The organism is Burkholderia sp. 8Y (genome assembly GCF_902506145.1).
Taxonomy (GTDB): domain Bacteria; phylum Pseudomonadota; class Gammaproteobacteria; order Burkholderiales; family Burkholderiaceae; genus Caballeronia.
This window is the reverse complement of record NZ_LR733532.1, coordinates 1-4,107: the sequence shown is the minus strand read 5'-3', so window position 1 is coordinate 4,107 and position 4,107 is coordinate 1. Positions and strand designations below refer to the sequence as shown.

The 4,107-nt window shown below is 58.3% G+C and carries 4 protein-coding genes; 1 reads left to right on the top strand and 3 read right to left on the bottom strand.

Annotation, left to right across the window (positions count from 1 at the left end; translation table 11 throughout):
* Positions 1-118 precede the first annotated feature (118 nt).
* From GV035_RS26125 to GV035_RS26115, 3 genes are all read right to left on the bottom strand, one after another.
* On the bottom strand, positions 119-1,045 hold the full coding sequence (locus GV035_RS26125; RefSeq protein WP_159838532.1) for a DUF1254 domain-containing protein: 927 nt from the start codon (positions 1,043-1,045) through the stop codon (positions 119-121).
* A gap of 102 nt (positions 1,046-1,147) precedes the next feature.
* Entirely contained in the window at positions 1,148-1,933 is a 786-nt protein-coding gene (locus GV035_RS26120; RefSeq protein ID WP_236572844.1) for an NAD(P)H-dependent oxidoreductase, read from the bottom strand.
* On the bottom strand, positions 1,911-2,678 hold the full coding sequence (locus GV035_RS26115) for an enoyl-CoA hydratase/isomerase family protein (protein WP_159838530.1): 768 nt from the start codon (positions 2,676-2,678) through the stop codon (positions 1,911-1,913). The genes GV035_RS26120 and GV035_RS26115 overlap by 23 nt, the downstream gene beginning before the upstream one ends.
* A 316-nt stretch (positions 2,679-2,994) precedes the next feature.
* On the opposite strand from GV035_RS26115, the gene GV035_RS26110 reads away from it, so the two are divergent.
* The gene (locus GV035_RS26110) at positions 2,995-3,888 is read left to right on the top strand and encodes a LysR family transcriptional regulator (RefSeq protein ID WP_159838528.1); all 894 of its coding nucleotides are present in this window, start codon (positions 2,995-2,997) and stop codon (positions 3,886-3,888) included.
* Positions 3,889-4,107: the final 219 nt, after the last annotated feature.

The window sequence follows — 4,107 nt, the reverse complement described above, 5'->3', positions numbered from 1 at the left end:
CCACTCGGCTATATCCCTCCCGCTGAGGCTGAGGCACACTACTACAGGCAACTCCGAAGTGCCGCTGACATGCCCGCATTAACTTAACCCAACCGGCCTCCACGATTCCCGGTGCGGTTCAGTTAACCACTTTCGCGTCGCACCCGCCGAACTGGACGTCCACCGAGCCGTCCTCGTTTTTTCGCGCGGTAGTGTTGTTCAACGAATAAGCGTTGAAGGAGTTTGGATCGATCAGGCCTGCAGCGTTATACACGGTTATCGACCAAAACCCATCTACCGGTACGTTCCGATCGACATGGACTTTGTAGATCGTCTTGCCGTCATTTTTCGAAGGAACCCTTGTTAGATAGAGAGCATCCTTCTCGGGATTGCCGCCCCACAGCGTCGCGGTTCCTATCAGATGGTGAACCGGATCCACTTCGCTCTTCCGACCAAAGGATTTCCGGGTATCAGGGACCGTTGAGCCAAGCACAAGTAATGCGTCGCGGACTTTCTTTTGGCTTGCCGGATCCCAGTTGGGCACTTCAAAGCTGCCGATGCTCTTTTGTTGGACCTTGATGGCATCCTGCAAGGCATGCGCTTTCTCAATGTCTTTGGGATCAGAAGGATTAAGAAGTGTGCGGACCCCTACGAGCACATACCGTGTCCCAATTTGCTTCTTGTCCAGCGTGTACCTGCCAGCGTTGTACACTACCTCCTGCGCATAGTGATCCTCATTAATGACGAGCATCGACCGAAAGCGCTTTCCGGCATCAGGTAGGGTAATGGTGACGGGTCCGCCGTCAAGGTCGAACACGGCTGACGAATAAAGCGTGTCACGGTTCGCGCGCACGACGAATTGCTGGTCGACGGGGGCGGGTTCTCGTCGGTGGAAGAACTTGCCAAAACCATTCGCCCGGACCACTTTCGCGAATTCTTCGTCGGATTCTGCCCGAGTGAAGTTGTCGACATTTACCGGTACACGTTCCGATTGCGCATGCGCAGCGCCGTTTGTAACCAGGGCTGATAATATTGCAAGCGATAAGGTGATTCTACGACAATCCATGTCTTTTCCTTGGAAACTAGCGTGAGGGTGAGTTGAGAACTTGACTGCGGAGCAAGTTGAGCTGGCGGGGGCGTCAGGATTATGGAGATCCCGGCGTCTTGCTTAATGTGTTTTGCGGCACGGGGTCTTCGGGCGGAGCGTCTCGTCGAAGTCGTCCATGGACGGAAACTGAAGCGGCGTGAGGTCGTCGATTTCCCGCAGGCGCTGGCGATATCTTTCGAGCAGTTCGGCGCGCTGTTCGGGCGTGACATATGGCACGTGCCAGGCAACGAAGGGCGGAAGCACTGCCATGCCTGTATAGGCCAGCGTGCCGCGCAGAATCGGACGAAGCATGTCCTCGAACGCGCCGTGGATCCCGTCCGCCGCGAGCATATGCTCTTGACCGCCGATCGTGATGGCCAGCATCGCCTTCTTGCCCGTCAGGCCCCCCCGATCGTAGAAGCGCATGCCGCCGTAGCACCGGCCGGAAATAAGCACGCGGTCCACCCAGCCCTTGAGAATGGCAGGCATGGAGAACCAGTAGACCGGGAAGTTGAAGATCACCAGATCCGCCCATTCGAGCCTGTCCAGTTCGGTCAGGATGTCGGGTGCGAGTGTCTTCTTTTCGTAGCCGTGCCGCTGTTCCAGCGCGTAGATCAGGTAATCCGCATTAGCGCGGCTGCCGAAATCGTCGCTGTCTGCAACGGCCTTCCATCGCATCGCGTAGAGATCGGATACCTTCACGTTATGCCCCTGCGCCTGCAACTCCTCGACGGCGAGCGTCTTCATGGATGCATTGAATGACTGGGGCTCGTTATGCGCGAACACGATCAGTACGTTCATCGTGTCGTCCTCCTCTATTTGTAGTTCGGTCAGTAGGCCGCGATTACTTGCGCCGGTCAGCGGCAAGGCGCGCCTGCAGCGCGTCGATCCGCTGATGGTTTTCTTGAGAGCCGATAAAGGACCGGAAGAGCCACTCCTGCGTACGCATCGAGGTGTCCAGGTCCATATTCAACACCTGATTGCCAAGACGCTTCGATTCGAGCAGGCACGTCCGGTCATAGCCGGCCATCTCCACCGCAATCGCCCGCACCGAAGGGAGCAGCTCGCCCTCGGGGTACACACGGCTGACGTACCCCATTCGTTCTGCTTCCGCCGCGTCGTAGATTCGGCCTGTCAAGGCAACCTCCTTCGCCCTGCCAAGCCCGATGATCCGCCAAAGCGGATCGACCGCGGGAGTCAATGCCAGCACAGTTTCACGCTGGCCAAATCTGGCACGGCTGGAGGCATAGCGGATGTCGCACATCATGGTTAGGTCGAAGCCGCCGGCGATAGCGGGACCGCCGATCGCAGCAATCACAGGCTGCGGACAGAAGAGAACCGATCGGTAAGCGCGATGAAAAAGCGCGGTGTATGCCTCGTTCGACACTTTCTCCAGTTTGCGAATCTCGTTGAGGTCAAAGCCCGCCGAGAAGTAGCGCTCCCCTCCAGTAAGGACAACGACGCTCACATCCTCGCGTGCTGCAATACCCGTGAAGACAGAGGTGACCTCCTCAAGTACCTCAGGCGAGAGCGCATTGCCTTTGTCCGGGCGATTGATGGTGACAGTCGCCACCTTGTCGGCAACGTCGAGCAGCAAGAACCGGTATTCCATGTGGGTGGGTCTCCTAAATGATATGCAAATTCGTTATGAGGGGCACGACCGGCCGACGATGCCTGCAATGGAGGTGAAGGAACAGCGGTCGTGAGTGCCGCGCTGCTCCACCGACGTGTCCTCGTCCAGAATGGCCGGGCACAGCGCGTAGCTCGACGTCCCGAATTCAAAATGCGCAAACAAGGTGTTGCCCCCAACGATCGCGACGTCCACCAGCTCAGAGCACGCATGCGGCTTTTCGATCCGTATTTGATTCCAAGTTTGCCTATAATTCAATTGCAAGTTTTTTATATAGCATTTGCACTGAACGCATATTTTGAACTTTAAGCGACTTGAACATCTGATTGCTGTGGCCGAAGCGGGATCGCTCGCGGCCGCGGCACGGCGCGTACATCTTTCACAGCCGGCGCTCACGCGTAGTATCCAGGCGCTGGAAGCTGAAGCCGGCACTGCGTTGTGCGACCGCGGAAGACGAGGCATTACGCTGAACCCCGCCGGGCAAATCGTGGCGGAACGCGCGCGGCGCATTCTTTTCGAAGTGAACTGTCTCACGCGCGATCTGGCTCTCCTGCAGGAGCACGAGATGGGGAGCGTCAAGTTCGGCCTCGGCCCGCTGCCCGCGGCCAGCATACTGGCCGAGGTGCTTTGCGCCCTGAAACGCGACTGGCCCAGACTGCTGGTCAACGCAGAAGTCAGCACCGGACCGGCGTTGCTCGACCAGTTGCGCGCCGAGCAACTCGACTTCATCGTGGTCGAGCAACGCTATCTTCCGCTCTCGGCGGAACTGAAGGTGCAGCGCCTGGCTGTCGAACCGGCCGGATGGTTCGTGCGACCCGGGCATCCGTGGCTCGCTGTGAGCATTACCGCCGATCGCCTGCGCCAGGCCGCGCTTGCGTCGGTGCCGACACCGGAAGGCGCGCAGGCGCGTATACGCGAAGCGCTGGGCTATCTGCCGGGTGAGAACCTGAACTTCCAGGTCGTCAGCAACGATCTTCATTCGTTAGTGACCCTGACCCGTCATTCCGATCTGGTTTTGCTCGCGCCGGTACGTGTGGTGAAAGCGCGACTCGATGCAGGTGAGCTCGTGCTCTTGAGCGTACCGGAAATATTCAAGCTCTCCGCGCAGTTCGCCATCGTCAACCTCGCCCAGCGCACGTTATCGCCTTCGGCTCAGCGCGCAATCGCTGCAATCGAAGCGGCGAACGGGTGACCTCCCTTGCTCGTCTGGGAAAAAAGTGACAACCTGACGCCGCTGGGAAACGCCATAAGCTGCGACTACGGGTGATAGTCACTTCCCGTCACTCTGACCTGCCTGAGTTCTTCGGACCGTTTCAATCTTGGAGAACGGCCTCGATTGCTTCAGTTGAACAATACCGCTGCTTGAACTCGTCGGGCGTCAGGTAGGCCAGGCTTGAATGCGGCCGGATGG

Excerpts from the sequence above, each read along its gene's own strand:
- GV035_RS26125 (WP_159838532.1), bottom strand. The coding sequence starts at position 1,045 with ATGGATTGTCGTAGAATCACCTTATCGCTTGCAATATTATCAGCCCTG.
- GV035_RS26115 (WP_159838530.1), bottom strand. The coding sequence starts at position 2,678 with ATGGAATACCGGTTCTTGCTGCTCGACGTTGCCGACAAGGTGGCGACT.